This is a genomic window from Flavobacterium sp. Root420 (assembly GCF_001427905.1).
Taxonomy (GTDB): Bacteria; Bacteroidota; Bacteroidia; order Flavobacteriales; family Flavobacteriaceae; genus Flavobacterium.
The window spans coordinates 275350-300408 of the sequence record NZ_LMEF01000030.1 but is presented as its reverse complement, the minus strand read 5'-3'; the positions used below and the strand labels follow the sequence as shown (position 1 = coordinate 300408).

Sequence of the window (25059 nt, the reverse complement as noted above, 5' to 3'; positions counted from 1 at the left end):
CGTATTATTTATTTCCTTTTTCGAAATCAGCAACAAATTGAGCTAATCCTATATCAGTTAATGGGTGTTTCAATAATCCATAAATTGCAGAAAGAGGACCTGTCATAACATCTGCGCCAATTTTAGCACAGTTTACAATGTGCATGGTATGACGCACAGAAGCTGCTAAAATTTGAGTTTCATATCCGTAATTATCATATATCAATCTAATCTCTTCGATTAAATTTAGACCGTCTGTAGAAATGTCATCTAAACGACCAATAAAAGGAGAAACATAAGTTGCTCCCGCTTTCGCAGCTAATAAAGCTTGTCCAGCTGAAAACACAAGTGTTACGTTTGTTTTAATTCCTTTATCTGAAAAATATTTTGCAGCCATTACACCTTCTTTAGTCATAGGTAATTTCACTACGATTTGATCATGTAATTCAGCTAGTTCTTCACCTTCTTTGATCATTCCATCATAATCCAACGCATTTACTTCAGCACTTACATCACCTTCTACAAGGTTACAGATCTCAACATAATGCTTTAAAATGTTGTTTTTTCCGGTAATACCCTCTTTTGCCATCAATGACGGATTCGTTGTTACACCATCTAAAACACCTAATGCTTGTGCTTCTTTAATTTGCGCTAAATTAGCTGTATCAATAAAAAATTTCATATCTATTTTATATTTAATTGTGTGTTTAAAAATTCGGTGCAAAATTACAAAATCAATAGCAATAATAATTTTAAAATCAATTTTAAATTAAACTTGAAAAATGAAAACAGTATTTAAGCCTACAATTTGTAATGATTCATTAACATTTTTTCATAAACTTTATCTGGAAGAGCACGCTTTAATACAATCGAAAATTTCTGCATAAAAACACCAACTTTATAATGCACTTTCGGGCTTTTCTGCTGCATAATTTTAAAAATCGCATCAGCCATTTCATTCGGATTACTTCCTGCATCAACATGTTCGTTCATTGTTGCAAGAGTATCACCATACACTTTTTCATAAGCAGAACCCTGTATAACCGGTGCATGATAACGTCCAGAAGCGATATTGGTAGCAAAATCGCCTGGTGCCACATTTGTAATTTCAATTCCAAAAGACTTCACTTCCATTCGTAAAGCCTCAGTAATCAATTCCAAAGCTCCTTTTGATGCCGAATAAACGCTTCTGTAAGGCAATCCCATATAAGCGGCAATAGAAGTAATATTAATAATCAAACCCGATTTTTGCTCACGCATTTGTGGCAAAACAGCTTTCATCACTTCAATTGGCCCGAAAAAATTGGTTTCAAAATTATTTTTGATTTCTTCCATTGGAATTTCTTCTAATGGACCTGTAATACCAACTCCGGCATTATTTATCACAACATCTAAACGCCCCGAAATCTCGATAACTTTTGCAACAGCTGATTTAATCGATTCTGCATTACGAACATCTAAAGCTATTAACGGAAAAATAGAATTAAGAACCTTTTCAGGATTACGGCTCGTTCCGTAAACAACGAAACCTTTTATATGCAAAAATTCTCCAATAGATTTTCCAATCCCTGAGGATCCTCCGGTAATTAAAACGACTTTACTCATTTTTTAGTTAGATGTTATATGTTAAACATGATTGTCTGTGATTAGAGTTCGATAGGAGATAAACTTTTAACCTCTCACATATAACTTCTAACTTCCGACAGGTCCAAAAATAAAAAAATCCTCCCGAAGGAAGACTACTTTTGTATTAAATCTAAAAAATAAAAAAAATGGCAAGCGACCTACATCGCACCGCTCAACCACGTACCCTTGCTATGTTCCCATCCTGGGGGAGTCTGCAGGAGCTGGTCGTGTAGGACTTGCCGGTGCAAATATACAATCTTTTTATATTTTTGCAAGAGCTTTGTTGCTATAAAAATATCGTCGTATATTGGCTTATTCAAATTTTTAACTATGAAAAAATATAACTTCCTAACTGTCATTTTATTAGGAATCACATTAATTGGATGTGGAGATAAAAATAAAGGTGAAAATTCTTTTTTTACTATTGATGATTCTGCTTTTCCTGCTCATTTTCTGCCACAAGAAGCCGTTTCGATTGCAATTTTAAATCCAAATGCAAAAGAAATTGATAGTGTTGCATACTTCGTTAATGACAAAAAAGTTGGGAGCACAAAAGGTGCTGAGAAATTCAAATTTGAATTAAAAGGTCAAAAACTAGGCTATCAATATTTAAAAGCAACTGTTTATTTTGGATCTGATTCTTCAGATGCAACTAAACGAATTGAGGTAGTTTCTAATGTTGAACCGAAATTATTGAATTTTAAAATCGTCAATACTTATCCTCACGACAAAAAATCTTTTACTGAAGGCTTAGAATTCTACAAAGACACTTTATATGAAAGTACTGGAGAAAAAGGAAATTCATTTTTAAGAAAATACGATTATAAAACTGGGAAAACTTTTAAACAAATAAACCTTGATCCAAAATATTTCGGAGAAGGAATTACTTTCATTAATGGTGAATTGTTTCAATTAACCTGGCAGGAAAAAACAGGTTTTATTTATGACGCCAATACTTTAAAACTTAAAAAAACCTTTACTTACGAAAAAGAGATCGAAGGATGGGGAATGACAAATGACGGTAAATACATTTATCAATCAGACGGCACAGAAAAAATTTGGAAAATGGATCCTGCAACCCAAAAAATGGTCGATTATATTAATGTTTATTCGGGAACTTCAAAAATAAAAGCGGTAAATGAATTAGAATTAATTAACGGAAAATTTTATGTGAATGTATTTCAAAAAGATGCTATTGCAGTAGTAAATCCAGCTTCTGGAGCAGTTGAAGGAATTTTAAATATGTCAAGTTTACGTAAATTAATGAAAGATATTGATTCTGGAGATGTTGTTAATGGAATTGCATACAATCCTAAAACTAAGACCATTTTTGTAACGGGCAAAAATTGGAGCAAAATGTTTGAAATAACAGTTTCAGAATAAATTTCACAATAAATTCCAATAGCTAAAATTCCAAATTCCAACCTAAACACAAATTTCACAGATTTCACGAATTGATTCATGATAATTTGTGAAATTTGTGTTTATAGTATTACTTAAAACACTACGAATGATCACTCTAATTAAAAATATAAAAGAACTCCTTCAGGTTCGGGAAACTTCCATCACAAAAGTTTCAGGAGCTGAAATGGCAATTCTTCCAACTATCAAAAATGCTTTTCTTATTTTAAAAGATAATTTAATTGAAGATTACGGATCAATGGAAAACCTTCCTGAAATCAAAGCCGATAAAATTATTGATGCAACGGGCAGAATCGTTTTGCCAACTTGGTGCGATAGTCACACACACATCGTTTATGCAGGAAATCGTGAACAGGAATTCGTAGACAGAATCAACGGATTTACCTATGAGGAAATCGCTAATCGAGGAGGTGGGATTTTAAATTCGGCTAAAAAACTCAACGAAACTTCTGAAGAAGAAATTTATGAGCAATCCAAACTTCGCTTGGAAGAAGTCATGCATTTAGGAACCGGAGCTGTCGAAATAAAATCAGGCTACGGACTTACCGTTGAAGGAGAATTAAAGATGTTGCGTGTTATTAAAAAACTGGCAGAAAATTATCCAATTGCCATTAAAGCCACTTTTTTAGGCGCACATGCTTTTCCATTACATTACAAAGAAAACAAGCAAGGCTATATTGATGAAATTATCACTAAAATGCTTCCGGAAATTGCTCAAAACAAATTAGCCGATTATATTGATGTATTCTGTGAAACCGGTTATTTTTCTGTAGAAGAAACCGAAAAAATAATGGAAGCCGGAATTCAATTCGGCTTAAAGCCAAAAATTCACGTGAATCAATTCAACTCTATAGGAGGAATTCAGTCCGGAATTAAATTTAAAGCCCTTTCTGTCGATCATCTCGAAATTATGAACCCACAAGATATTGAAGCTTTAAAAGACACCGAAACGATGCCTGTGGCATTGCCTTCGTGTTCTTACTTTTTAAGTATTCCATATACACCTGCACGCGAAATGATAAAAGCAGGTTTACCTCTTGCTTTGGCAACAGATTTCAATCCCGGCTCTACTCCATCCGGAAATATGAATTTTGTGGTTGCAACGGCTTGTATTAAAATGAAAATGACTCCAGAAGAAGCGATAAATGCTGCGACAATAAATGGCGCTTATGCAATGGGACTTTCAGAAACCCACGGAAGTATTACAAAAGGAAAAAAAGCAAATTTAATACTAACCAAACCAATTTCGTCTTATTATCAGATTCCATATGCTTTTGGTAGTAATTTAATTGAAAGTATTTTTCTGGAAGGAGAAATTTTGAACTAATTTTTAAAAATTATTTTTAATAAAAAAAGGTCTGTGAAAAACTTCACAGACCTTTAATGTTTTAGTGGTATTGTTATCCCGCTGGGTAAATTATCTCAAAGTAAAACTAGTTTTAGAAACTAATTCATCATTATCAAAAACATTGATAAAATAAGTTCCTTTTTCGAAATCTTTACCAATTAAATCTTCAGAAACATTTACAGATTTATTTTCATACTGAACAGTAGTTTTAAAACTATAAGTCAAAGTATTGTCTCCAAAAGTTTCTGTTTTTTTATCGCCTAAAACATTGTTTTTACTGTCAATAACCTGTACATAATAGGTTTTATCTCCAGATTTTGCGATTTGATTCTCAGCAATTGTAAAACTAACTTTTAAAACATCAGCACGGCTTGCTTTATCTGTTTCAACTTGTTTACCAGAACCTTTTACTTTGTAAGCAATTGTTTTAGTATTTAAAACTGATAATTTAGAACCTTTTTCAACCGTTTTAGCCAATTCTTCGTTTTGACCAACTAATACTTCATTGTATTTTTTCGACTCTCCTAAAACCACAATTGTACTGTCTCTTTGAACTGTAAGAACACCATTTTGTTTTTTCAATTCATCGTTTTCAGCAACTAAAGTTTTCATTTTACCTTGCATTGCCTGAACCTGAGATCTGTATTTAGATACATCTCCTTTAGATTTATTCAAATCGTCCATCAAAGCGACCACTTTGTCTCTTTCCTGAATTAACTCATCAGACATTGATGTGTTTTCAGCGATAGCAGCATCATAAGTTGATTTCAATTCTTGTAAATCTTTCATAACAGATTCTTTTTCTGTCATGGTTGTTGTAAGCTCTGTTTTAACTACTTCTGTATCAGAAGATAATTTAAAAATATACACTAAGCTACCGATCAATAGGACTGCTAAAACTGCGATTACCGCTTTTAGACTTGAGTTGTTGTTCTTTGGGTTTTCCATATTTAATAATTTTCTTTAAAAACAAATTTAAGAATTAATATATCCTAATAACGTAAGTTAATACAATTATATTATTTTTGAGCAATATTTTTTTTTATGGAGAAATTAATTCCTTTTACTGTTAATGATTTAGCAAAAGTCACAAACCACCGAAGTGGTGAAATAAAGTTTGGAGAGAAGATGATTGTCATTCCGAAAGGTGCTGACAAAATTACTTTTCTAAAAGAAAGTGAGGCTAAATATGTGCTTTTGGGAATTCCTGAAGATATTGGCGTGCGTGCAAATTACGGCAGACCCGGAGCAGCATCGGCATGGCAATGTGCTATAAAAAGTATCGCTAATATTCAGCATAATCGTTTTTGCAAAGGCAGTCAGATTATTATTTTAGGCCAAATAAATGTTGCCGAAGAAATGCGCGATGTTGAAAATCTGGATTTTAATGACATCGACGACCGCTCAAAATTAAGTCAGCTAGTTGAAAAAATTGACAAGGAAGTTTCTCATATTATTTTTACTATTGTCAAAGCAGGAAAAACTCCTATTATTATTGGTGGAGGACATAACAATGCCTATGGAAATATAAAAGGTTCGGCTTTAGCCAAAGGAAAACCTATAAACGCCATTAATTTTGATGCCCATTCTGATTTCAGAATTTTAGAAGGACGTCATAGCGGAAATGGCTTCTCATATGCTTACGAAGAAGGTTTCCTGAAAAAATATTTTATTTTTGGTTTACATGAGAATTATACATCAAAAAGTGTTCTGGATATCATTAAAAAATTAGAAGATCGTGTTCGTTATAATACGTACGACAGCGTAAACATTCGAAAAGAAAAAGAATTCAACAAGGAAATGATTATGGCCTTAGAATTTATCAAAAATGATTCTTTTGGTATTGAAATTGATTTGGATGCCATTCCAAACATTGCCAGCAGCGCCATGACCATTAGTGGGTTTTCAGTAGAAGAATTGCGCCAGTTTGTGTCTTTCTTCGGACAACATAAAAATGCTACTTATTTACATATTTGCGAAGGCGCACCAGATTTAGCTGATTCTCCAAACAACAATTTAATAGGAAAACTAATTGGCTATTTAATAACCGATTTCATTAAGGCAAACAACGAAAAAATTTAATCTTAACTGAAATTTAAATAACTAAAAATTAGTGTATTTCCCAAATAAACCCCAATTCAAATAAACGATTGGCTGAATAAGTCTATCTTTGCACAGAATTTTAGTACTTTAAACTAAAATCTTAATACCTAAGATATGTTATTCGAAGATTTATCACTTTCAAAAAGTATACAAAAAGCCGTATTTGAAGAAGGCTACCTAAACCCTACTCCCATTCAGGAACAATCTATCCCGATCGTTTTATCAGGAAGAGATTTAATTGGATGTGCGCAAACAGGTACAGGGAAAACAGCGGCATTTGCTATTCCAATTATACATCAGTTACATCGAATTGTAGGTTCCACAAAAAAAGCCAAAGTAATTCGTGCCCTTATAGTTACACCAACACGTGAGTTAGCGGTTCAAATTGGACAGAGTTTTGACACTTATGCCAAATATACCAATTTAACACAGTTAACCATTTTTGGTGGAGTTTCTCAAAATCCACAAGTTGACACCTTAAAAAGTGGTGTTGACATTTTGGTCGCAACTCCGGGAAGATTACTGGATTTACAAAAACAGGGATTTCTAGATTTGGACCATTTACATACTTTGGTTTTAGATGAAGCTGATCAGATGCTGGATATGGGATTTATAAACGATGTGAAAAAGATCGTGAAATTAACTCCTAAAAACCGCCAGACTTTATTATTCTCTGCGACGATGCCAATTGCGATTCGTGAACTGGCTGAAATGTTCTTGCAAGATCCGGCAAAAGTAGAAGTCTCACCAGTTTCATCAACGGCTGAAACTGTAGAACAACGTGTTTATTTTGTTGAAAAAACAGAGAAAAGAAATTTATTATATCATTTAATAAAAAACGAAAACTTATCAAATGTGCTTGTTTTTTCAAGAACCAAACATGGTGCTGATAATGTTGTAAAAGCGCTTCGTAAAAAAGATATTCCGGCAGAAGCAATTCACGGTGACAAATCGCAAAATGCAAGACAACGTGTTCTGGATGCCTTTAAAAATAAAGAAGTTGGTGTTCTTGTTGCAACAGATATTGCTGCAAGAGGAATCGATATCGATCAATTGCCATTTGTAATCAACTTTGATTTACCAAATATCCCTGAGACCTACGTTCACCGAATTGGTAGAACCGGACGTGCAGGAAATGGGGGAATTGCGATTTCCTTTTGTGGTAAAGATGAAGAACCTTATTGGAAAGACATTCAAAAACTAATAAAAGTAGATGTAAAAATAATTACTGATCATCCTTATCCGTGGCATTCCGGAAGTCCGGAAGCAGCAGCAGAAAAACCAAAAAATTCTAACCGAAGCGGAGGGGCTCATAAATCAAGAAAATCAAATGCTTCTAAGCAAAACAAAAAACGTTGGTATTAACCAACGTTTTTTGTTTCTTTTATTAAGTAACTGATAATTTTAAATAGTTTAACGGGTTCAAACGGTTTCACTATAATATCATTTATTCCAGCTGAAATTGCTTCATCTGTTATTTCATCTTTATCAAAAGCAGTTAAGGCTACAATTGGAGTCTTTATATCTTGTAAACGAATTCTTTTAGTAGTTTCAAATCCATTCATCAAAGGCATATTTATGTCCATTAAAATTAGATCAAAATTTTCTTTTTCTAAAATTTCCAGAGCCTTAAAACCGTCATCAACTACTTCGCAGACATAATTATTTTTTTCGATAATCTTTTTTGTAACTAGTTGATTAATCAGATTATCCTCAACAATTAAAATTTTATAAACCTCACTGGATGTTAAATCCACCTCTATTTCGTCAATAATCTTTCTTGTTTTTTGAGGATCATGTTCAAATGGAATTACAAATGAAAATGATGTCCCCGCACCAATATCACTTTCCAGATTAATTGTACTTCCAAAAAGCCCCAAAAGCCTTTTTACTATACTTAATCCTAATCCTGTCCCTTGATAGTCCTCTTCTTTTCTTCCTACCTGAACAAATTTTTCAAAAATTTTACTCTGATCTACAACTGCAATTCCAACACCATTATCTATAATATGAAACTCTAAAAAATATTTTTTTTCTTCAACTTTATTAAGTTTTACAATGATTTCTACTTCACCATCTTTCGTGAATTTTAGTGCATTACTAACCAAATTCATGAGTATCTGAGCCAATCTTAATTTATCACCAATCAAATATTCAGGAATGCAGGGATCAATATCGATCTTAATTTTATTATTATTTTTTTGAGAAAGAAAAGAAAGTGAATTTTTTATCATTATTATTTCATCTGAGATATTGAATGTCAGATTTTCAAGAATAACTCTATTTTCTTCAATTTTATTAATCTGCAAAATATCATTTACCAAAGAAAGTAAATATCGGGCCGAAAACTTTAAGGAACTCAGATGCTGGCTTTGCGACAATTCCTTATGTTCTTCCAATAACATATTTGTTATACCAACAACACCATACAAAGGTGTGCGCAATTCATGACTTATAGTCGAAATAAATTGCGTTTTGAGCAGAGAAGCCTCCTCTGCAATTTCCTTCGCTTGTAAAAGCTCTATATTTGCCTTCTTCTTTAACCGAATGTTTTTAATTAAGGTGATAATTAGCAATAAGAAAATTAAAGAAATAATAACAAATAGAACGACAATTATCCTTGATTTTTTAAGACTGCGATATTGCTCAATTTTTTCATTTTCTATTTTATCAATCTCTCTTTTGTACTCATCTAATTCACGATTAAATCCTGCTATAGAAGCTCTTTTGAGCTTCTCTTTATCAGTCAATTCATCCCTGATTTTGCTATATGAGAGCAGATTTTTATATGCTTCTTCCGATTTACCAATCTTGTTTAAAAATTTCGAATACTCTAAATATGCATATATCAAATCTGTTTTTTCATCTTTAGATTCGCCAACAGAAATAGCTTTTAAAAAATACTCATTTGCCTTAACAGCATTATTTTCATTTGCCCAGTACATTCCGTTTAAAAAATTCAAGGCAATATCATTTGATTTCCCCTCTAAATCATTCTGATGTTTATTAATGTAACGTAAGTAAGGCAAACCTTCTTTATAATTTTCAATCTTGAAATACGACCAAACTATGTTAAGGTTTGTTATAGCGATTTCTTTTAAATATTTTTGTTGCTTGCCAAATTTTAATGATTCCTTGTAATAGGTAATTCCGGTGCCATATAATTTTTTTTCGAAAAAGAATAAGTTCCCTAAATTGCTAGTTATCATCATTCTTAAACTAACAATATTAGATCTTTCTGCGTAAGCTAATGCTTTGTTGTAAAAAAAAACTGCCTTATCAACTTCGCCTAAATCATGAAAATTAATTGCAATTATATTGTAATTCCTCGAAATCAAAGTGTCATTTTTTAAATCAAATGCATATTGGAGGGCCATTCCAGACTTCTGTAATGATTTTTCATAATTAGTTTCATCTAAATAATCACAAGCCTTTTGTGTTAAATCTTTAACTTTTGCAAGTGACACAGTATTAGCCTGAGCTGATAACTCATGACAAAATATATTTAGAAAAATAAAAATAAAAAAACAAAATCTATAATGAGGCATAGGTACTAGTACGTTTATTCAAATATACATTATTATCATAATAAAAAACAGCGTATTATTTTAATAAAATTCAGATTCAATAATCTGTTTATTTTTTAGATTAAGCCTTAAAAACATTAGCATACCTAATAAGAAAATTAAAAAATATGTTAGAATTTTTTTTTTAAAATTCGAAGAAACAGAAAAATTGACTAAAGCACAACAAAAAACAATAAAAGGCAAGAAAACTACTGAGGATAAAGCTGTTATAAAATAAAAAGTAGCAGTTTAATTTTTTGGTATTATTCTGTTAAAACATTAATATAAAAAAGCCGTAACAAATTAAATCTGTTACGGCTTTTTATTTCGAAAGAAGTAAATTAGTTTTCTTCTACAATCTTTAAATTCTCTTCTTTATTATTTTCCCATTGCCCAACTACAGAAGTTGCAAGAGCATTTCCTAAAACATTTGTAGCACTTCTAAACATATCACAAAAGTGATCAATAGGCAAAATTAATGCGATTCCTTCAACCGGAATATCAAACATACCACATGTTGCCGCAACCACCACTAAACTAGCTCTTGGAACACCTGCAATTCCTTTACTGGTTAACATTAAAACCAAAAGCATAACCATCTGGGTGCCTATATCTAAATGAACTCCATAAAATTGCGCGATGAATATACTGGCAAAAGTCATGTACATCATACTTCCATCCAGATTAAAAGAATATCCAAGCGGTAACATAAAAGATACGATTTTATCTTTTACACCAAACTCTTCCAATTCCTCCGTTAATTTTGGAAAAACAGCCTCACTACTTGTTGTTCCAAAAGCAATTGCCAATGGTCCAATAATACGTCTTAATAACTCTGTCATTCTTCCTTTCAGGAAAATATAACCAATTGCTATTAAAATAACCCATAATGTACTGATTCCTATTAAGAACGATCCAAAGAATTTAAAATAGGTAATTACTAATTCCTCAGCATCTCTAACAGCAAATACACCCGCAATGGCTCCAAAAACTCCAATTGGAGCAAAGTTCATTACATAATTTACCATTTTCAAAACAATATGCGACGCTTTATCTAATGCATTAATTACTGGCTTTACAGTACTTCCTAATGAAGCTGCCGCTAATCCAAAAAAGATTGAGAATATTACAATCTGTAAAATCTCATTAGTTGCCATTGCTTCAAAAATACTTTTAGGAACTATATGCTCAACAAAATTCTCAAAAGAAAGTATTTTAGTTTTACCCGTTACTTCTGAGGCTGCTGCCATGTCGACATGATCTAATTTCAAACCCACTCCTGGCTCTAAGATATTCACATAAAACAAACCAATTAATAAGGATATAAAAGAAGCTGTAAAAAACCATCCAAGCGCCTTTCCTCCAATTCTTCCAACCGTTTTTATATCTCCAAGTTTAGCAATTCCAACTACTAAAGTGGTAAATACTAAAGGCGAAATAATCATTTGTACCAATCGTATAAATACGGTAGCCAGCATTTTTATTTTATTGCTAAACGATTGCGCTGCTTCAGGCGAAATATAATTGTGTAATATAATTCCTAAAGTAGCTCCAAGAACCATTGCTATTATAATTTGCCCGGTTAGTCCTGAAAGAAATGATTTTTTTTTGGTTTCTGTAATTTGCTGCATTAATTTGTTTGTTTTAAATTAAAATATTAAGACCCTCACTGCCTTAACTTTTATTAATATGTTTTGTTGATCAAATAAAAATCAGCCAAAACAATCGCCGCCATTGCCTCAACAATTGGCACTGCACGAGGTACTACACACGGATCATGACGGCCTTTACCTGTCATTGGCGTAATATTTCCTTTATTATCTAATGAATCCTGGGTCTGCATGATAGTTGCAACAGGTTTGAAGGCTACTCTAAAGTAGATATCCATACCGTTACTGATTCCACCCTGAATTCCGCCAGAAAGATTTGTTTTTGTAGTTCCGTCAGGATTATATAAGTCATTGTGCTCACTTCCTTTCATTTCAGATCCTGAAAATCCACTTCCGTATTCAAAACCTTTTACCGCATTGATAGAAAGCATTGCTTTACCAAGTTCCGCGTGCAATTTATCAAAAACTGGTTCGCCTAGACCAACCGGAACGTTCTGAATTACACAAGAAACAACGCCCCCGACAGTGTCCCCTTGTTTACGGATATCGCGAATATATTCTTCCATAATTGCAGCCGATTTTTCATCAGGACAACGAACAGGATTACTTTCAATTTTTGAAAAATCCAAATCCTGATAAGGAGTATCCAAATGAATTGGCCCAACAGAAGAAACGTAAGCATTAATTTTAATCTCAGGCAACATTTGTTTAGCAATGGCACCTGCTACTACTCTACTAGCGGTTTCTCTTGCAGAACTTCTTCCACCTCCGCGATAGTCACGAAAACCATATTTTTGATCGTATACGTAATCGGCATGACTTGGTCTGTAATTATCTTTAATATGCGAATAATCATCTGATTTTTGATTGGTATTTGGGATAATAAAACCAATTGGAGTTCCGGTTGTTTTTCCTTCAAAAATTCCAGATAAAAACTGAACTGCGTCTGGTTCTTTTCTTTGCGTTACAATTGCCGATTGTCCTGGTTTTCTTCGGGACATTTCAACTTCAATTGCTTCTAAATCAAGTTGTATTCCTGATGGACATCCATCAATAATTCCGCCTAAAGCTTCACCATGAGATTCTCCAAATGTTGTAACTTTATATAGGGTGCCGTAGCTATTTCCTGCCATTGTAATTTGTTTTGAGCAAATGTAAGTTTTATGAATTAAATTAAAAAATTTAAAGTTGGTATTATTAAGTAAAGGTTAAGTTGCCTAAAAATCATAATTTATTAAAATTGAAGCCAAATTGATAACCTTTTGATAAAGCAAAACCATTTCAGTTTTCTTTTATTTGCTAAACTTCAAATTAAGAAAAATTGAAAAAAAGAAATGTCGAATTGGTTATTCTTTCAGATGTTCATTTAGGAACATACGGAAGCCATGCCAAAGAACTAAACAACTATTTATCAAGCATTAAACCTAAAACTTTAGTCTTAAACGGCGACATTATTGATGCCTGGCAATTTAGAAAATCATATTTCCCTAAAGCGCATTTAAGAGTTATTCAGCGAATTATCGGAATGGCTACTAAAGGCACAAAAGTGTATTACATCACCGGAAATCACGATGAAATCCTCCGTAAATTCAGCGATATGAATATGGGAAATTTTGCCTTGTTAGATAAACTAGTTTTAGATTTAGACGATAAAAAAGCCTGGATTTTTCATGGAGATGTGTTTGATGCTTCTGTACAGCACTCCAAATGGATTGCAAAATTAGGTGGTTTAGGGTACGATTATTTAATCCTGAGCAATCGATTTGCCAATTGGTGTTTAGCAAAATTAGGTCGTGAACCTTATTCCTTTTCTAAAAAAATAAAGGCCAGTGTAAAAAAAGCAGTTAAGTTTATTTCTGATTTTGAAACCACGGCAACCGATTTAGCAATAGAAAAAAAATACGATTATGTAATTTGCGGACATATTCACGAGCCAAAAATCGCTACTATAGAAAACAAACACGGATCAACTTTATATTTAAATTCCGGGGATTGGGTTGAAAATTTAACAGCCTTAGAATATCATAAAAAACGTTGGAAATTATTTTCTTACGCTGAATCAAATTTGACTGGAGAAGATGAAAATTTATTTGAAATGGAGGATATTGTTGCTTCTCAGTTAATTACTTCATTCGTAACTAAGAAATAACTATCTAGAAACAAGAAACATAGCGTTATTATTGGCCTCGCACTTCTAAAAGCCCGGCGGAAAATGCATAAAAATGTGAATTATATAACAATTTAAAAGAATCTTATACGTTATATGATTGGTCCTAATTATACATTTGACAAAAATTAATAACCATTTTTATGAAAAAAATCATTTTATCTGCCATTATGCTATTTGGATTAGCGTTTATGGCTCAAGCACAAGACATTGCTAAAAACGCCCTTGGATTACGTTTAGGAGACAATAACGGATTTGGAGGAGAAGTATCATACCAAAGAGGATTAAATCAAAAAAACAGACTTGAGTTTGATTTAGGATGGAGAAACAGTAGTGATGTAGATGCCATTAAAGGAGTTGCTCTTTACCAATGGGTTTGGAACATTGACGGAGGTTTTAACTGGTATGCCGGTGTTGGTGGTGGTATCGCTGCCTGGGATCATGATTACTACAACAATAATGTAAAATATAATGATAGCGGAACTTACGTTTTTGCTGCAGGGGATATTGGTATTGAATACGGCTTTAAAGAAGTGCCAATTTTATTATCATTAGATGCAAGACCAGAAATTGGTTCAGGATATTATGACGATGACAACTTTGGATTTGATGTTGGTTTAGGAATCAAATTCAAATTCTAAAATAAAAATTAAAAAATAATTGTAAAAAAAACCTGTCGCTTTAATTACGACAGGTTTTTTTTATTTGTCACACTGAGCTAAGTCGAAGTGCGCTTCTTGGATATTGTCTCTCTGGAAATTATTTAATAATAATCTCTTTTTTTGAATGAACTTTCACAACTGTATAAGGATAAGTAATCACTTGCATTGTCATAGCATCCGGAGCCGGGTTATTTTCTTTCACGGTAATAATAATATTTTTATCGGTTTCTTCTACTTTTTCAACCCCAATAGAATATCCACCGGTATTTTTCTCTCCCATGTTCAAAATAACATAGTTAGAAGTATTAATATCAGTCTGTTTCATTTTATCGGACAAAAGAGGATCGTTTTCTAACATTTTGATCTCATTTGGCTCAGTCAAAATCTCATAAAATTTAATATTTCCACCTCCGTCTGATTGCGTTGTTAAAACTTCATACAATGCCTTTGAATCTGATGTTTTTTTTGCTCCACAAGAAATTAAAACAAAAACTGCTAAAACCGAAATTACTTTTTTCATTTACGTTTATTTTAAAATTATTGTTTCTACTCTTTATAATCATCAATTGCTTTTTGATACAAAGCTTCGTATATTGGAAGTATGTTTTTAATATCAAATTTCTTCGCCACTTCAAGGGCATTCACTTTAAATTGATTTAAAACTTCATCATTTTCCAGGATTTTAATCGCATTTGCAGCCATTTCCTCAACATTTCCAACATTACTTAAATATCCGGAAACGCCATCAAAATTTACTTCCGGGAGTCCCCCTGAATTACTGGAAATTACTGGAACACCGCAAGCCATTGCTTCTAAAGCTGCCAAACCAAAACTTTCTGTTTCTGATGGAAGTAAAAACAAATCAGTTAAACATAAAATCTTGTCGATTTCATTACTGTTTCCAAAGAAAATTACTTTGTCGTAAATCCCCAATTCCATGCACAAAATTTCTGCTTTCTCTTTTTCAGGACCATCACCTACCATCATTAATTTAGCCGGCATCACTTTCTGGATATTATAGAAAATCTTAATAATATCCGGAATACGCTTTACTTTTCTAAAGTTACTGATATGGGTAATAATGCGCTCATTTTCCTTTGCCATTACATAACGATGACAAGGCGCGGTTGGATCCGTTTTCACTTTATCCAACTCAATAAAATTCGGAATAACTTTTATCTTATTCTTGATTTTGAATAATTTCAACGTATCATCTTTCAAACTCTGCGAAACCGAAGTCACATAATCTGATTTGTTGATACTGAAAGTTACAGCAGGTTTATAAAATGGATGATTTCCAACCAGTGTAATATCCGTTCCGTGAAGTGTAGTAATCATCGGAAGATTAATTCCTTCGTTCTTCAACATTTGCTTCGCCATATAACCCGCATAGGCATGAGGAATTGCATAATGCACATGAAGCACTTCAATTTTATATAATTTTACCATATCAACCAATTTGCTTGACAATGCCAATTCATAAGGCTGATAATGGAAAAGAGGATATTCAGGAACGTTTACTTCGTGATAATGAACATTAGGATTTAAAAGTGCCAACCTAACTGGCTGACTGTAGGTAATAAAGTGGATTTCGTGTCCGCGTCTGGCTAATTCGAGGCCTAATTCTGTGGCTACAACCCCACTACCGCCAAATGTCGGATAACAAACTATTGCTATTTTCATGTATTAAATTTAGTCCTACGAAAGTACTCAAAAATCACGTTTAATTAAAGTTTTCAATTGTTAGATTTTTGTGAATTATTGATTTATCAGATTATTAGATTGTTAGATCTTTAGATTAATAGACTTACTTACCTTTTTATTTCTAATGTATTAATTCATAACTTTCATCAGGAGCAGAAGATTGATTTTCAAAAGAACGATAGGTCCCGCTGTCCGCTATATCTTTTGTGCCGAACCCCGGCACAAAAGGATATCGCTCCCATCGGGGCTAGATTAGAGGTTTTAGTTTTCATAAGAACTTAATGTTTGAAAATTTGATAATTATTTTTTCAATCAGGTGGATGCAAACCATAAAACATTCTACCTGTATAATAATCCAATACTAAATATCCAATAATGATCAGAATGAAAAGTATTATAATTATTTTTATCGTTCTTATCTTCATTTTTTTTATGTTTTCTAAGTATTTAATCTAACAAAAAAGGCATAAAATCTAAATTTTATGCCTTCAAATATTTTTTATAATTTCTTAGAAAAACCTGCTATGCCAGCTATCAGCGGCAGGCACTTCCCAAGATTCATTAAATTCTTCGATATTGTTCACCAAATTATTAAACACAATCGTATTCTCAGAAACCGATTTGTCTTTCACCATTTTCTTAAAATCAATTAATGTTTTATGTGCAATATGTTCTCCATTTTTAAAAGTCACGTTCATTTTATCTAGCAAATCAACGTTGTACTTTTTCTCCAGACTCTGAATAAATTCAACAGAACTATCGATAGAACAACCTGTAGCAGCCTGTACATCCTGATTTACAGCCAAAATAATAAATCGGTTGTATTTCAATAAATACGAAGCCTCTAAACTTGTTCCATGCGCTGCCCATTCCTCAACAAAAGCTTTTAGGTCAGTCTCTATTTCAGAAAATTCTTCCTCAGAAAATTTTCTGTTTGATTGATAAATCCAAACTCTGGATTCACCAGGTAAATTTTCAAAAGGTATATACATTTTAATTTTAGATTTTAGATTGTTGATTTTAGATTCTTTGAAAATTTCAGGTTTAAAGTTTCAAAAAACTTATAACCTTACTTATTGTTTCTCTAATTTTGTAAGTATTTTAAAGGCTCTAAACTCTTTAACTTTAATATCAAATAACTCAATTTCGGTATAACTTACTTTAAGCTTGTCTTTTTTCTTAATTTCATTATTAGTTAGTAATGATGCTGTATCAAAATAATCCAATAAAAGGAGACTATAATTTCTTCCATTTTGATCCATCATTTGTAAAGTCATAAACTGCTCCGATTTTATATCGGTTACCTCACCAACAATAAAAGCATCTTGTTCTTTAACTTGAACATCGTCTTTTGACCCTTTCCCTAATTCCAAAATCATAGCAGGGCAAACTTCCAGCATTTTTACGCCAACAGCTTCTCCTAACTTACTCATTCCTTCCTTATCAGAAAATTTTACCTTTTCATCAGCTTTAAATTCTGACATATGATCAGAATAACTTTTAATCATGCATAATCCAACTGCAGCTTTTAATTCATCTCCAGTAAAATTATCCGATTTAAGCTTTTTAGCATCTAGACATTCACATGTTTCTTTTGCAATAACTTTTAACACATCCTGAGAATAGGTAACGATATTAGAAAATAAAACAATTAGCAAAAATATATTTTTCTTCATTTTATAAATCCTGAGCATTAGCAATTAGTTCAGCAATATCCATAACTTTAACCTGTCCTTCTTTTTCCTGATGTTTGATACCGTCGGTTAACATGGTATTACAGAACGGACAACCCGCTGCTATTATATCTGGTTGTACTTCTAAGGCATCTTCAGTACGCAATACGTTCACTTCTTTGTTTCCTGGTTCAGCATCTTTAAACATCTGTGCTCCACCTGCTCCACAACATAATCCGTTTGCTTTTGAACGCTTCATTTCAACCAATTCAACATCCAATTTCTGAATTAAATCTCTTGGTGCTTCATATACTTTATTTGCTCTTCCTAAATAACAAGGATCGTGAAAAGTGATTTTTTTTCCTTTAAACTGACCGCCTTCAACAGTCAATCTTCCTTCATCAATTAATGACTTTAAAAATTCTGTATGATGAATAACATCATATTGACCACCCAACTCAGGATATTCATTTTTTAAAGTATTAAAACAATGCGGACAAGCTGTAACAATCTTTTTAGCTTCATATGCATTTAAAACCTCGATATTCATCATGGCCTGCATTTGAAACAAAAATTCATTTCCAGCACGTTTTGCAGGATCTCCGGTACAACTCTCTTCTGTGCCTAAAACTGCAAATGAAACATTGGTACGATTTAAAATACGTACAAATGCTTTGGTAATTTTTTTTGCTCTATCATCAAAACTTCCTGCACAACCCACCCAAAATAAAACTTCTGGCTGTTTTCCTTCGGCTAGCATTTCAGCCATTGTTGGCACTACTAAACTTTCTGACATCTTCTTTTGTTGTTAAATCGGTTAATCGTTTATTTGGCTAGTTGTACTCCTTACTATAGCCGCCACTAAAAAAACCTTAAATATTCTATTCCAATAGATTAAACGGTTAAACAAATAACCAATTAAACCTTAATTCTAATTCTCGTTTTTCCAGTTCAATCTATCTTGCTGACTGTATTGCCATGGCGCTCCATTGTTTTCAATATTAGTCATCATAGCATTCAATGACATTGGAGCAGCACTTTGTTCCATCACTAAATAACGACGCATATCCATAATAATAGACAACGGACTAATGTTCACCGGACATTCTTCAACGCAGGCGTTACAAGACGTACAAGCCCACAATTCTTCTGGTGTTATATAATCGTTTAGTAGTGTTTTGCTATCCGGAACAAAAACACCTTTATTGGTATCAATATTTTTTCCTACTTCTTGTAAGCGATCTCTTGTATCCATCATAATCTTACGAGGAGACAATTTTTTACCTGTTTGATTTGCCGGACATGCTGATGTACAACGTCCACATTCTGTACATGTATACGCATTCAGTAGCTGAACCCAGTTTAAATCCTGAACATCGCTTGCACCAAATTTACTCGGCGCAGCATTTTCATCAACCGGAGCTGCCGCAAACGGATCAGCATTTGGATCCATCATTAACTTTACTTCTTTGGTAACCGATTCTAAATTATCAAATTTCCCCTTCGGATTTAAATCTGCAAAATAAGTATTTGGAAAAGCCAAAAGAATATGCAGGTGTTTTGAGAAGTATAAATAGTTCATAAAAACTAAAATACCAGCAATATGAACCCACCAGAAAACTTCAAACAACATCATAACCAACTCATTTGACATTCCGTTAAACATTGGAGCAATAAATTGACTCACAGGAAAAGTTCCTGCTTTATGAAAATGAGAAAATCCTCCCGGAACATTCTGTAAATGCAAATCAGAAGCGTTCATCAATAAAAACAAAATCATCAATACTGTTTCAAAATACAGAATATAGTTAGCATCACTTTTAGGAAAACCTTTTAAATCTGAATGTATAAAACGTTTCAATCTAATACCATTTCTTCTAATCCAGAAAACTGTAACAGCAAAGATTACCAGTATTGCCAATATTTCAAATGAAGCAATTAAAACATCATAAACTACACCCAAATAAGGCGCAAAAATTCTATGAGTTCCAAATAATCCATCAATGATAATTTCAAGTAATTCGATATTTATGATAATAAATCCAACGTATACCACAATATGCAATACACCGGCCACCGGACGTTTCACCATTTTCGATTGTCCAAGAGCAATCAATGCCATGTTTGCCCAACGTGCCTTCGGATTGTCTTTTCGATCTACATTAACTCCTAATTTTATGTTTCTGATTATTTTTTTTACACTTGAAGCAAAAAAGCCAAAACCAGCTATCAGAAGTATAGCGAATAAAATATTATCTAAATAACTCATTCCTTATTATTTTTTGTCGGTTGTATTGGCATCTTTTACAGGTGAAACGTATGGTTTATTTTTCTTTCCAAAAAGAGAAACATTTACATAACGTGTTGGATATAATCGAACATCCTGCAATAATAATTCAAGCTCTTTTGAAGTTTTAGCCAAATTATTATACAAAGCATCATCATTCAATAATTTACCTGCAGAACCTTTTCCTGAGTTTAGGTTAGCCATAATACCATCTACTTTTGTTAAAGTTTGGTTTAAGTTTCTAATTGTTTTTCCTAAATCGGCTTTACTTAAAGAATCTGATATTTTATTGAAGTTGCTTGACATTTTATTAAAGTTTGCCACAACTCCATTAATCTGTGCTTTGTTAGTATCTAAAATAGAATTAAGACTTCCTGAAGCTCTATGAAATTGCTCCATGGTCTGACTCAATTCTGACAACGACTTTTTCAAATCTTCCTGACCTTTTTTATCCAAAACATTGTTTAACCCACCAACCAGCGTATTTATGTTCGCCAGCATTAGATTTAATTTTTGCTCTATTGGCTCTATTTTACCGCCTAAAGATTCAGTTAATCCCAATTCAATAGTTGCTTCCAACGTTTGCCCATCAACCGCAGGATCTTTATCCGCAAGATTCGGAATAATTTTAATTTGTTTTCCTCCAATTAAACTCGGAGAATATAATGCTGCTTTACTGGTTTTAGAAATTGGAAAATCAGTTTTTAACTGAAGTTCAACTAATAATCTACCTGTTGTTTCGTTGATTGTAATTTTATTTACTTTACCAATTCCCAATCCGTTTAAGGTTACCGGTGCTGATTGTGATAAATCTTCAACATTATCATATTCTACATATAATGTTTTGTAATTTGTAAAAAGATCTCTGCCTTTTAAAAAGCTGTAGCCCCAAATAAATAATAAAATTGACGCGATGACTAAAATAGCCGTTTTAATTTCTCTTGTTAGTTTCAAAATTCTAAGTGTTTGTACAAAATTAATATAAATATTCGAACTTGTGGCTATTATTTAGTGGCGTCCTGAATACTGATTTTTTCTCCGTCTTTGTATGCTATTAAAAAAGAAGCTCCATATCCTTTACTTTTAGCTTCTTGCAAATATTTTTGTGCCGCCTGATAATCTGAAGTTTCCTCGTAGAAATATTTATAAATATTATTTTCATACAACATTGTCACATTTTTCAGTCCTTTAAAGTTCTTTGGCTCTAAAGGTGTCTTTTTAATACTGGCAATTAATTGCACTTTAAAGATAGTTCCTTTTGTTGCATTTTTGTTTGTTGCCGGAGCTGCTATAACTGTTTTTGGTTTAGCAGTATCTTTTGCTGGTTTGGCATCCATTACTTCCGGAACTCCAGAACCAAAATACTCCCTTTTGTAACTTATAATTGCTTCGGCGATAGCTTTGGCGATATCATTTTGACCTTCTTCTGAATTTAAAATGTTTCCTTCCGTAGGGTTCGAAACGAAACCGGTTTCAACTAAAACCCTAGGCATATACGCTTTATGAAGTACCATAAAAGGGGCTTGTTTTACGCCACCCTGACGAAGTTTCTTTCCTAAACGGTCAAAATTATCCTCAATTTTACTAGCCAATGCAATACTATTATCTAAATATTCTTCTTGCATTATAGTCATTGCCGCCATTGATTCCGGAGAATTAGGGTCATAACCTTCATACTTACGTTTATAATCTTTCTCTAAAGTAATTACCGAGTTCTCTTTTTTCGCAGCTTCAAGATTCGAAGCGACTTTACTCAAACCCATTACATAGGTTTCTGTTCCGTCTGCTGCAGTATTTTTATTGGCATTACAATGTATAGAAACAAAAATATTCGAGTTAGCTCGATTGGCAATATTAGCTCTTTCGACCAAATCGATAAAAACATCCGTTTTACGGGTATAAATGACATTAACATTTGGACTGTCTTCTAAAATTTTTCCAACTTTTAACACAATGGCCAATGCAATATTTTTTTCGATTCTTCCGCTATAGACGGCTCCAAAGTCATGATCACCGTGTCCGGCATCAAGTGTTACCTTAAAAACATTTGCCTGACTGTATGCGCAAAATGAAATTATAGTTAGAAAAAAACTAAATATTAGCCTAGTTTTGTTAAATATGTTCATAAATCTAAAAGTTAATTTTAATAAAATGCAACTGCTATAATTTTTACAATTGATTATTTTTGCCAAAAAATTATATGTAAGTTTGACATGTCAAAAAACAAGCCATACTTTTACAAAAATAGCATTTAAACCTTTGCATACAAACTTATTTAATATCGTTTTATTATCATTTTTCCTAACACTAGGATGTGGTAAATTATATTCGCAAGAGATAAAAACCAAAAAAAACGCATTACCTGCTGAAAAACAAACAGATAAAACCACAACCACTGTACAAGATACCGTAAAACTGGACACTGTTAGACCTAAAAAGACTTTTCTTGACGGAAAAGTAAAGTACAGGGCCAAGGATTATGCGAAAATCGATCAGAAACACAAACTCATTACTTTATATAACGAAGCTGAATTATACTATAAAGACGTAGAGTTAAAATCGGGTATAATTGTTTTAAATTATGAAAAAGATGAAGTCTATGCAGGAAGAATAAAAGATTCTGCAGGTGTTTTGAGTCAATTTCCTAATTTTAAACAAGGAGCAAGTGAGGTTCAGCCAGACTCTATTCGTTTTAATTTTAAAACAAAAAAAGCATTAATCTATAATTCCAGAACAGAACAAGGCGAATTTAAAATCAAGGCCGCTGTTACTAAAAAAGAAAATGATTCTGTTTATTTCTTAAAAGGCGCGCGCTTTACAACTTCAAGCGATGTAGACAATCCTGAATATTACTTTCAGACCAATAAAGTAAAGTTTATTCCGGGAAAGAAAGTAGTTACAGGTTTAACCAATATGGTCATTGCAGATGTCCCTACTCCTCTTGCCTTACCTTTTGCATACTTCCCTATGAGTCAGGAAAAGAGTGTTTCAGGAATCATTGTACCAAGTTACAATGACTCCAATACAAGGGGTTTCTCTTTGCAAAATGGTGGTTACTACTTTGCTTTAAGCGATAATTATGACCTGACCGTTTTAGGAGATTACTATACAAACGGAAGTTATGCCATGCGCTTTGAATCTTCATATGCAAAAAAATACAAGTATCGTGGGAATGTAAATGTTCGTTTTGAGAATTTGATCAGTAGCGAAAGAGGCTACCCTGATTATTCAAAGCAAAATATTTACAATATCCAGTGGTCACATTCAAAAGATACCAAATCAAATCCTAACTCAAGTTTTTCTGCTTCTGTAAATATGGGTAGTAGTAAATACTTTAAACAATCTATTAATCAGGCAAACGTAGGTTCAAATTTGAACAACACTTTAAGTTCGTCTATCTCTTATAATAAAACTTTCAATACAATTCCCGGGGCTCGTATTGCATTAACGGCCACACACCAGCAAAATACACAAACAGAAGAAATTCAAATGACATTGCCGTCCTTACAAGGTAGTATTGATCGTGTTTATCCTTTTGTTGGTAAAGATGGTGTTAAAAAAGGCCTTATTAAAAATATTAACTTACAGTACAATGTAACCGGACAAAATAGATTTGTCACCACTGATTCTTTATTCTTTAAACCTCAAATGTTTAGAGACGCACAAATTGGACTTCAACAATCGATTCCAATTAGTACCAACTTTAAAATATTTAAGTATTTTAGTGCAGGAGCATCAACAAACTACCAGGAAACCTGGGTTACAAAAACAATACACAAAAATTACGACCCAACACAAAACAAAGTTGTCGATCAGACTATAAACGGTTTTGATGCTTTCAGAACTTACAATTTCAGTTCTAATTTAGGAACTACGATTTACGGTACTTTTAACTTTGGAGAAGACAAAAGAATCCAATCTATCCGCCACGTAATGAGGCCTTCTATTACGTACGCATACACTCCTAGTTTCGAAAAATATTACGATAATTACTATGTTGATGCTTCAGGAAGAATATCAAACTCCTACTCACGCTTTGATGGAGGCGTTTACGGAGCTCCTAGTAAAGAAAACTCTAACATTGTTGGTATTGCCTTAAGTAATACTTTTGAAGCCAAAGTGAGAGATCGTGACAGCACAAAGACAGAGCCTAAAAAAATAATGTTGCTAAACAACTTAAATTTTAGCACCAGCTATAATTTTAATGCTGATGGCAAAGACATACTTGCATGGCAACCTGTATTGGTAAGTGGAGGAACTCAACTTTTTGACAACAAAATGAATGTTAATTTTGGTGCGACTTTAGATCCTTATGCGATTGATAATTCTGGAAAAAAAATGAACGTTTACAACATTGAAAATGGTGGGAGTTTGTTCAGAATGACAAGTGCTAACCTAACATTAAACTACTCTTTTTCAAATAAAGGAGTCAAGGAAGAAAACAAACAAAGTGAGCGGAATGGTGGTCGTAAAGATGATTTATTTGGGACTAATACAGACTTAAATGATAGCCGTAAAAGTCAGTTTGCAGAGGAAAAAGATGATGGCGAAGATGTTATAACCGAATTCTTTAATTCGAAGATCCCGTGGGATATGACAATGGCTTACTCCTTAACTTATTCGAACATAAACAGAGAAAGTAAAATAACCGGAAATTCTATCATGGTTTCTATCAATATGGATATTACGCCTAAATGGAAAGGTGGAGTTTCCAGCGGTTACGATTTCGTTCAAAAAGGGGTTACTTTCACACAATTTCGTTTTGAAAGAGATTTATTAAGCTGGAGAATGGCTTTCAACTGGACACCACTAGGTCCTAACTCAAACTGGAATTTCTTTATCGGAATCAAATCAGGAGTTCTTAGCGACATCAAGTGGAATAAACGAAGTACTTCAAACCGATAATTTATAT

Annotated in this window: 21 protein-coding genes and 1 other RNA gene; 7 read left to right on the top strand and 15 right to left on the bottom strand. The window is 32.9% G+C overall.

Going from position 1 to position 25059, the window contains the following annotated elements:
- Window positions 1–4: 4 nt before the first annotated feature.
- The 3 genes from fsa to ffs all read right to left on the bottom strand — a co-directional run bounded on the left by fsa (window position 5) and on the right by ffs (window position 1847).
- Window positions 5–661 (bottom strand): fructose-6-phosphate aldolase, encoded by a 657-nt coding sequence (fsa, locus tag ASC72_RS18740; RefSeq protein WP_056194360.1) that lies wholly within the window; start codon window positions 659–661, stop codon window positions 5–7.
- Between the two features lie 119 nt (window positions 662–780).
- Window positions 781–1584 (bottom strand): SDR family oxidoreductase, encoded by an 804-nt coding sequence (locus ASC72_RS18735; RefSeq protein ID WP_056194357.1) that lies wholly within the window; start codon window positions 1582–1584, stop codon window positions 781–783.
- Between the two features lie 165 nt (window positions 1585–1749).
- Window positions 1750–1847, bottom strand: an RNA gene (ffs, locus tag ASC72_RS23770) — signal recognition particle sRNA small type.
- A gap of 88 nt (window positions 1848–1935) precedes the next feature.
- On the opposite strand from ffs, the gene ASC72_RS18725 reads away from it, so the two are divergent.
- Together ASC72_RS18725 and hutI are read left to right on the top strand one after the other, a co-directional pair.
- A complete protein-coding gene (locus ASC72_RS18725; RefSeq protein ID WP_056194353.1) occupies window positions 1936–2988 on the top strand; it encodes a glutaminyl-peptide cyclotransferase in 1053 nt (350 codons plus the stop codon).
- 127 nt (window positions 2989–3115) lie between these two features.
- Entirely contained in the window at window positions 3116–4354 is a 1239-nt protein-coding gene (hutI, locus tag ASC72_RS18720) for an imidazolonepropionase (protein WP_056194350.1), read from the top strand.
- A gap of 90 nt (window positions 4355–4444) precedes the next feature.
- Here hutI and ASC72_RS18715 read toward each other — a convergent pair whose 3' ends face one another.
- Window positions 4445–5323, bottom strand: coding sequence for a hypothetical protein (locus ASC72_RS18715; RefSeq protein ID WP_056194348.1), 879 nt, complete (start codon window positions 5321–5323; stop codon window positions 4445–4447).
- A gap of 96 nt (window positions 5324–5419) precedes the next feature.
- Between ASC72_RS18715 and ASC72_RS18710 the strand changes: the two genes are divergently transcribed.
- Window positions 5420–6457, top strand: coding sequence for a formimidoylglutamase (locus tag ASC72_RS18710; RefSeq protein WP_056194345.1), 1038 nt, complete (start codon window positions 5420–5422; stop codon window positions 6455–6457).
- Between the two features lie 135 nt (window positions 6458–6592).
- Entirely contained in the window at window positions 6593–7843 is a 1251-nt protein-coding gene (locus ASC72_RS18705; protein ID WP_056194342.1) for a DEAD/DEAH box helicase, read from the top strand.
- On the opposite strand, the gene ASC72_RS18700 is transcribed toward ASC72_RS18705, so the two are convergent.
- The 3 genes from ASC72_RS18700 to aroC all read right to left on the bottom strand — a co-directional run bounded on the left by ASC72_RS18700 (window position 7840) and on the right by aroC (window position 12787).
- Window positions 7840–10026, bottom strand: coding sequence for a response regulator (locus ASC72_RS18700; protein ID WP_056194338.1), 2187 nt, complete (start codon window positions 10024–10026; stop codon window positions 7840–7842). The genes ASC72_RS18705 and ASC72_RS18700 overlap by 4 nt on opposite strands.
- A gap of 359 nt (window positions 10027–10385) precedes the next feature.
- On the bottom strand, window positions 10386–11675 hold the full coding sequence (locus tag ASC72_RS18695; RefSeq protein ID WP_056194337.1) for a dicarboxylate/amino acid:cation symporter: 1290 nt from the start codon (window positions 11673–11675) through the stop codon (window positions 10386–10388).
- A 53-nt stretch (window positions 11676–11728) separates the two neighbouring features.
- On the bottom strand, window positions 11729–12787 hold the full coding sequence (aroC, locus tag ASC72_RS18690; protein WP_056194335.1) for a chorismate synthase: 1059 nt from the start codon (window positions 12785–12787) through the stop codon (window positions 11729–11731).
- A 188-nt stretch (window positions 12788–12975) separates the two neighbouring features.
- Between aroC and ASC72_RS18685 the strand changes: the two genes are divergently transcribed.
- The gene (locus ASC72_RS18685; protein WP_056194332.1) at window positions 12976–13803 is read left to right on the top strand and encodes a UDP-2,3-diacylglucosamine diphosphatase; all 828 of its coding nucleotides are present in this window, start codon (window positions 12976–12978) and stop codon (window positions 13801–13803) included.
- Between the two features lie 161 nt (window positions 13804–13964).
- On the top strand, window positions 13965–14462 hold the full coding sequence (locus tag ASC72_RS18680) for a hypothetical protein (protein ID WP_056194329.1): 498 nt from the start codon (window positions 13965–13967) through the stop codon (window positions 14460–14462).
- A 118-nt stretch (window positions 14463–14580) separates the two neighbouring features.
- On the opposite strand, the gene ASC72_RS18675 is transcribed toward ASC72_RS18680, so the two are convergent.
- From ASC72_RS18675 to ASC72_RS18640, 8 genes are all read right to left on the bottom strand, one after another.
- Entirely contained in the window at window positions 14581–15003 is a 423-nt protein-coding gene (locus tag ASC72_RS18675) for a protease complex subunit PrcB family protein (protein ID WP_056194326.1), read from the bottom strand.
- A gap of 26 nt (window positions 15004–15029) precedes the next feature.
- A complete protein-coding gene (gene bshA, locus ASC72_RS18670) occupies window positions 15030–16166 on the bottom strand; it encodes an N-acetyl-alpha-D-glucosaminyl L-malate synthase BshA (RefSeq protein ID WP_056194324.1) in 1137 nt (378 codons plus the stop codon).
- A gap of 530 nt (window positions 16167–16696) precedes the next feature.
- The gene (locus tag ASC72_RS18665) at window positions 16697–17179 is read right to left on the bottom strand and encodes a hypothetical protein (protein ID WP_056194321.1); all 483 of its coding nucleotides are present in this window, start codon (window positions 17177–17179) and stop codon (window positions 16697–16699) included.
- Window positions 17180–17260: 81 nt separating this feature from the next.
- Window positions 17261–17863, bottom strand: a complete 603-nt coding sequence (locus ASC72_RS18660; protein ID WP_056194317.1) for a hypothetical protein — start codon at window positions 17861–17863, stop codon at window positions 17261–17263.
- A 1-nt stretch (window position 17864) separates the two neighbouring features.
- A complete protein-coding gene (locus tag ASC72_RS18655; protein WP_056194314.1) occupies window positions 17865–18656 on the bottom strand; it encodes a (Fe-S)-binding protein in 792 nt (263 codons plus the stop codon).
- A gap of 135 nt (window positions 18657–18791) precedes the next feature.
- The gene (locus ASC72_RS18650) at window positions 18792–20129 is read right to left on the bottom strand and encodes a (Fe-S)-binding protein (RefSeq protein WP_056194311.1); all 1338 of its coding nucleotides are present in this window, start codon (window positions 20127–20129) and stop codon (window positions 18792–18794) included.
- Between the two features lie 6 nt (window positions 20130–20135).
- Window positions 20136–21101 (bottom strand): MlaD family protein, encoded by a 966-nt coding sequence (locus ASC72_RS18645; RefSeq protein ID WP_056194308.1) that lies wholly within the window; start codon window positions 21099–21101, stop codon window positions 20136–20138.
- Between the two features lie 50 nt (window positions 21102–21151).
- Window positions 21152–22273, bottom strand: a complete 1122-nt coding sequence (locus ASC72_RS18640) for an N-acetylmuramoyl-L-alanine amidase (RefSeq protein WP_056194564.1) — start codon at window positions 22271–22273, stop codon at window positions 21152–21154.
- An 82-nt stretch (window positions 22274–22355) separates the two neighbouring features.
- On the opposite strand from ASC72_RS18640, the gene ASC72_RS18635 reads away from it, so the two are divergent.
- Complete coding sequence (locus ASC72_RS18635; RefSeq protein ID WP_056194561.1) at window positions 22356–25052, top strand: putative LPS assembly protein LptD; 2697 nt, start codon at window positions 22356–22358, stop codon at window positions 25050–25052.
- Window positions 25053–25059 lie beyond the last annotated feature (7 nt).

Coding starts and splice junctions, on each gene's coding strand:
- fsa (WP_056194360.1), bottom strand. CDS start 661: ATGAAATTTTTTATTGATACAGCTAATTTAGCGCAAATTAAAGAAGCA.
- ASC72_RS18735 (WP_056194357.1), bottom strand. CDS start 1,584: ATGAGTAAAGTCGTTTTAATTACCGGAGGATCCTCAGGGATTGGAAAA.
- ASC72_RS18725 (WP_056194353.1), top strand. CDS start 1,936: ATGAAAAAATATAACTTCCTAACTGTCATTTTATTAGGAATCACATTA.
- hutI (WP_056194350.1), top strand. CDS start 3,116: ATGATCACTCTAATTAAAAATATAAAAGAACTCCTTCAGGTTCGGGAA.
- ASC72_RS18715 (WP_056194348.1), bottom strand. CDS start 5,323: ATGGAAAACCCAAAGAACAACAACTCAAGTCTAAAAGCGGTAATCGCA.
- ASC72_RS18710 (WP_056194345.1), top strand. CDS start 5,420: ATGGAGAAATTAATTCCTTTTACTGTTAATGATTTAGCAAAAGTCACA.
- ASC72_RS18705 (WP_056194342.1), top strand. CDS start 6,593: ATGTTATTCGAAGATTTATCACTTTCAAAAAGTATACAAAAAGCCGTA.
- ASC72_RS18700 (WP_056194338.1), bottom strand. CDS start 10,026: ATGCCTCATTATAGATTTTGTTTTTTTATTTTTATTTTTCTAAATATA.
- ASC72_RS18695 (WP_056194337.1), bottom strand. CDS start 11,675: ATGCAGCAAATTACAGAAACCAAAAAAAAATCATTTCTTTCAGGACTA.
- aroC (WP_056194335.1), bottom strand. CDS start 12,787: ATGGCAGGAAATAGCTACGGCACCCTATATAAAGTTACAACATTTGGA.
- ASC72_RS18680 (WP_056194329.1), top strand. CDS start 13,965: ATGAAAAAAATCATTTTATCTGCCATTATGCTATTTGGATTAGCGTTT.
- ASC72_RS18675 (WP_056194326.1), bottom strand. CDS start 15,003: ATGAAAAAAGTAATTTCGGTTTTAGCAGTTTTTGTTTTAATTTCTTGT.
- bshA (WP_056194324.1), bottom strand. CDS start 16,166: ATGAAAATAGCAATAGTTTGTTATCCGACATTTGGCGGTAGTGGGGTT.
- ASC72_RS18665 (WP_056194321.1), bottom strand. CDS start 17,179: ATGTATATACCTTTTGAAAATTTACCTGGTGAATCCAGAGTTTGGATT.
- ASC72_RS18660 (WP_056194317.1), bottom strand. CDS start 17,863: ATGAAGAAAAATATATTTTTGCTAATTGTTTTATTTTCTAATATCGTT.
- ASC72_RS18655 (WP_056194314.1), bottom strand. CDS start 18,656: ATGTCAGAAAGTTTAGTAGTGCCAACAATGGCTGAAATGCTAGCCGAA.
- ASC72_RS18650 (WP_056194311.1), bottom strand. CDS start 20,129: ATGAGTTATTTAGATAATATTTTATTCGCTATACTTCTGATAGCTGGT.
- ASC72_RS18640 (WP_056194564.1), bottom strand. CDS start 22,273: ATGAACATATTTAACAAAACTAGGCTAATATTTAGTTTTTTTCTAACT.